This window comes from Streptomyces sp. MZ04, from assembly GCF_004684775.1.
In the GTDB taxonomy this organism is placed as follows: Bacteria; Actinomycetota; Actinomycetes; order Streptomycetales; family Streptomycetaceae; genus Streptomyces.
Genome location: NZ_SRIC01000452.1, coordinates 1 through 4,232, shown reverse-complemented (window position 1 = coordinate 4,232; position 4,232 = coordinate 1). Strand labels below are relative to the sequence as shown.

The window sequence follows — 4,232 nt, the reverse complement described above, 5'->3', positions numbered from 1 at the left end:
CCTCCCACCCGGCACGCTGAAACGAACTGGTCCGCACTCGGCAGGAAAGCCGGATGGCCCGACCCCGCCTCCCCGTGAGCCCCGTTTCGTGGCCGCCCGGTCGTCTTCCTCAGTGCGGTGGAGGGGTGGGTGTCAAGGGTGGCCCGAAGGGACATCGGCGAAGCCGACGCGCAGCGCAGCGGAGCGCCCTTTACTCCCAGCCCGGAACCGCCAATCTCGGGACAACCGGGCGGCCCCGGTACGAACACCAGCACCGGCCCAGTAAAGCCCCCGCCGTTGTCACTCGACGCCCTCCACGAAGTGGTCGAACTCGCCTGCCTGTACGCCGAGTACAAAGGCGTCCCACTTCTTCTGGGTGGTGGTGACGATGTTCTCGGGGTCACTGGTTTCCCGTAGGTATACGGCGTCGTCGTCCTTGCCGTAGGCGATCTCGATCCAAGGGCCGGGGCCCTCTTCCCCTTCGGGGGCGGCGCGGATCCAGTCGAGGTCTGCGGGGATGTTGTTGCCTTCGGGCATGGGAGGGCGGTCCTTTCCTCAAACGCCGGACGGGCCGGGAGAGCGAAGGGTGCGGATGAGGGCTGAGAAGGCTTCGGGAGGTGCGGTGAGTATCGCTCCGCTGGGGTTGGCGCTTTCGGTCAGATGGACTGCCCTTTCGGTGCGGCTTGCGGCGACGTGTACGCAGGAGTTGCCCTGGGCGCAGTAGGACGACTTCTGCCAGGTGAGCTCGGGCATCTTGGTTTCCTCTACAGGTCTCGGGCGATGCTGTGGATGAAGTCGCGGGACTTCACGTGCGGGAGCGCGGTGGCCTCCATGCGGTCGAGCAATACGCGGTACTTGTCGAGCTGAGCCTCGGCGTCGAGGAACACGGGGCCATGCGACTGGTCGAGGTTGACCGTGTCGAGCTGGGGGACCGGGCCCGCCGAGTAGTAGATCGACTGTCCCGAGCCGGGGAACGTACCGGCGGCGAACGGGATCACACGGATGGTGATGTGCTCCCGCTCGCTCATGTCGATGAGGTGTTTGAGCTGAGCCCTGGTCACGATGGGGCCACCGAACTGCATCCGAAGGGCCGCCTCGTGGATGATGACCTGGTTCGGCGTTGGCGCGTTGCGGAAGAGTACGGCCTGCCTCTTGATCCGGTACGAGATGCGGTGCTCGATGTCCGGGGGTGACAGCTCCGGTACGTCCTGGCGGAAGATCTCGCGGGCGTAATCCGTGGTCTGGAACAGGCCGGGGATGTGCACGGTCACGGCGGTTCGCAGCAGCGTGGCGTGGTGTTCGATCTCGGCGAGGTCGAGCAGTCCGGCAGGCAGGATCTCGCGGTACTCCTCCCACCATCCGTGCGTCCGCTCACCGGTCATGCCCACCAGCGCCTCGATGAGTGCCTTGTCCGAGCAGTCGTAATGACAGGCCAGAGCGCGTACCCGTGCCGAACTCATGCCGAGTCGGCCGGACTCCATGTTGCTGACCTGGTTCTGCTTCACACCAAGCAGCTTCCCTGCCTCTGTCGACGTGAGGCCGGCCCGCTCACGGAGCTTGCGCAGCTCACTGCCCAGCCGGAGTTGACGTCCCGTCGGGTTGGTTCTCACGGGCGCGCTCGCCTCTCCTCTGTCCAGTCACTCACACGAGTGGTTGTGCAGGGCTTTGCAGATTTTCGATTAACACCTTAATAAGGCGCCGCTACCTTATAACTCAGGCGCCAACGCCCGGAAGAACCCCGCTCGACGGAGCGGCATCGTCACTGGGCTCCATGAACTGCCGCTCCTGAACGGAGAGTTCCATGCTGCCGACAACCGTATCCCCGCCCTGGAGCTACACCCTCACTCTCCCGACCCCCGCGCCCCCGGCATCGCCCGCGCCACCCTCCGCGCCGTCCTCGCCACGTACGGCCTCGCCGAACTCGTACCCACGGCCGAACTCCTCGCCTCGGAGATGCTCAACAACGCCCACTGTCATACCCAAGGCCCCTACGCCCTCCGCCTCCGCGAGGCCACCCCGCAGGGGATCCGCGTCGCCGTGTGGGACTCCAGCCCGCAGATCCCGCCCGGGTCCGGGAGCACCGGGGGGCCACCCGCCCCGGTGGACGCGGAGAGCGGGCCCGGTAGACCCACTGGGGATCATGCCGGTGTCTGGAGCGTGCTTCAGCTGCGCAACCGGGGCGGACAGACATGACCGACCCAGGTCGGCCCTTGCGACCGGCCCCGTAGAGCCGGGCGAACCGTCACTCGGCCTCTACACTGATCCGCGGTGGACTCCCGCGCGGTGAGGGGTGGTTGACGGTGCGTAAGGCGTGGCTGGTCGCAGCCGTCGGCATCAGTGGGGCGATGAGTTTCATCGCCCTGCTCGTCGTGGGGACGTACATGGCCGCCGGGAGCATCGCCAACGGCGCCGGGCAGGGGAATGTCGGGTTGGCCAAAGGTGCCGTGCCCGCCACCTATCAGCCCCTCGTCCAGAAGTGGGGCAATCTGTGCAAGGCCATCAATCCGGCGTTGCTTGCCGCGCAGTTGTACCAGGAGAGCGGGTTCAATCCGAACGCGAAGAGTCCGGCCAAGGCTCAGGGGATAGCGCAATTCATCCCGGGGACGTGGGCCACGCACGGGGTCGACGGTGATGGGGATGGGGACCGTGATGTGTGGGATCCGCAGGACGCCATTCCGTCCGCCGCCTCGTACGACTGCAAACTCGCCGGCTATGTGAAGGACGCCCCGGGCAGCCCGACGAAGAACATGCTCGCCGCGTACAACGCGGGTGCGTACGCCGTCATCAAGTACGGCGGCGTGCCGCCTTACAGCGAGACCCAGAATTACGTGAAGACCATCACGACTCTGGAGAAGAGCTTCGCCCGGCCCACCGGCCGCGTGCAGCCCTCGCAGCAGGCCGCCGGGGCCATCTACTACGCACAGAAGAAGCTCGGCACGGAGTATCTGTGGGGCGGTAATGGGACGGCTGATCAGAACGGCCGATTCGACTGTTCCGGGCTTACGCTGGCCGCCTATCGCAGCGTGGACATCACGCTGCCCCGTGTGGCGAACGATCAGTACAACGCGGGACCGCACCCGAAACGGGACGAACTGCTCCCGGGTGACCTGGTGTTCTTCTCGGACGACCTCACCAATTCCCGTGCCATCCGGCACGTGGGAATCTATGTCGGCGGCGGCTACATGATCGACGCCCCGCGGCCGGGTGCCGTCATCCGCTTCGACCCGATCGACACACCGGATTATTTTGGCGCGACTCGGGTCACCGAGGACGGCGCGAAGGCCCTGCCCGACAAGGCGTCGGCGGCCTGAGAGAAGCTGTACGGGGGCGTGCGCAGGGCGTGCGCGGGGCGTGCGCGTGGTGTGATGTGGCTTGAACTCTCCGTCAGCACACTCCTCTGAGCTGCGGCGATGAGTCTCTCTTCGGTAACGTCTGAGTGATCATTCGGTGGAGAGTGGAACGTAGTGAAGGGGGCCGTACGTTCCCTTGACTGGAACGGCGAGACCACCCAGCAGGCAGCATTGACCACGCAGCAAGCGGCACTGATCACGGGGGTTGGTGGAAGGGCGTACACATCGTGCGCCCACGGCGAGTAGACCGAGAAGACAAGGGGCCGCGGCACCATGGCTGGACTCGACACAACAGGGTCGAACCCCGACGTCAGCCTGCTCTACGACATCAACGGCCTGGCCGAGGATTCGCCCGGCTGGTTGGCGAAGTCGATGGAATTCGTGGGTGAGTACGGTCTGTTGCTCGCCCTTGTGCTTCTTGTCGTCTGGTGCTGGTGGGGACAGCGGAAGCGGGGTGCGCTCGAGGAGGCTGCCGCTTCCGTGGCCGCCGTTGTCTGGGTTCCGCTCGCCGCGGGGATCGCGGTGCTTGTGAATGTCCCGATCCGTGGATTTGTGGAACGCCGTCGGCCTTTCATGGACCATGACGGGCTAACCGTCCTGGTGGACGGAAAGACCGACTTCTCCTTTGTGAGCGATCACGCGACGCTGGCGATGGCTCTGGGGGCCGCGCTCTTCGTCGCCAACCGGAAGTTCGGTCTGGCGGGCATTGCGATCGCACTGCTCGAAGGCTTCTGCCGGGTCTTCATGGGCGTCCACTATCCGACGGACGTCGTGGGCGGGTTCGCGCTCGGTACGGCCGTGGCGCTGCTGCTCTCGCCGCTGGCGATGGCCCTGCTTACGCCGGTGGCTACGGCTGTCGGGCGGTCCGGGCGGGTTGGGTGGCTGGTGTGGGCGAGGCCGGCG

General features: G+C 66.1%; 5 protein-coding genes. 2 read left to right on the top strand and 3 right to left on the bottom strand.

The features are described from left to right. Nucleotides 1-279: 279 nt before the first annotated feature. The 3 genes from E2651_RS41605 to E2651_RS41595 are packed head-to-tail and all read right to left on the bottom strand — an operon-like array spanning nt 280 to nt 1,589. The gene (locus E2651_RS41605) at nt 280-516 is read right to left on the bottom strand and encodes a DUF397 domain-containing protein (protein ID WP_135336459.1); all 237 of its coding nucleotides are present in this window, start codon (nt 514-516) and stop codon (nt 280-282) included. An 18-nt stretch (nt 517-534) separates the two neighbouring features. Continuing rightward, nucleotides 535-732 (bottom strand): DUF397 domain-containing protein, encoded by a 198-nt coding sequence (locus E2651_RS41600; protein ID WP_135336458.1) that lies wholly within the window; start codon nt 730-732, stop codon nt 535-537. An 11-nt stretch (nt 733-743) separates the two neighbouring features. After that, on the bottom strand, nt 744-1,589 hold the full coding sequence (locus tag E2651_RS41595; RefSeq protein ID WP_135336457.1) for a helix-turn-helix transcriptional regulator: 846 nt from the start codon (nt 1,587-1,589) through the stop codon (nt 744-746). 690 nt (nt 1,590-2,279) lie between these two features. Here E2651_RS41595 and E2651_RS41585 point away from each other — a divergent pair. Both E2651_RS41585 and E2651_RS41580 read left to right on the top strand, forming a co-directional pair. Next, the gene (locus E2651_RS41585; protein ID WP_135336456.1) at nt 2,280-3,290 is read left to right on the top strand and encodes a bifunctional lytic transglycosylase/C40 family peptidase; all 1,011 of its coding nucleotides are present in this window, start codon (nt 2,280-2,282) and stop codon (nt 3,288-3,290) included. Between the two features lie 312 nt (nt 3,291-3,602). Next, nucleotides 3,603-4,232 (top strand): phosphatase PAP2 family protein (locus tag E2651_RS41580; protein WP_135336455.1); only part of this gene is annotated, 630 nt, incomplete at its 3' end.

Bases quoted from the DNA above. Each gene is read 5' to 3' on its own strand.
- E2651_RS41605 (WP_135336459.1), bottom strand. From the start codon at position 516: ATGCCCGAAGGCAACAACATCCCCGCAGACCTCGACTGGATCCGCGCC.
- E2651_RS41600 (WP_135336458.1), bottom strand. From the start codon at position 732: ATGCCCGAGCTCACCTGGCAGAAGTCGTCCTACTGCGCCCAGGGCAAC.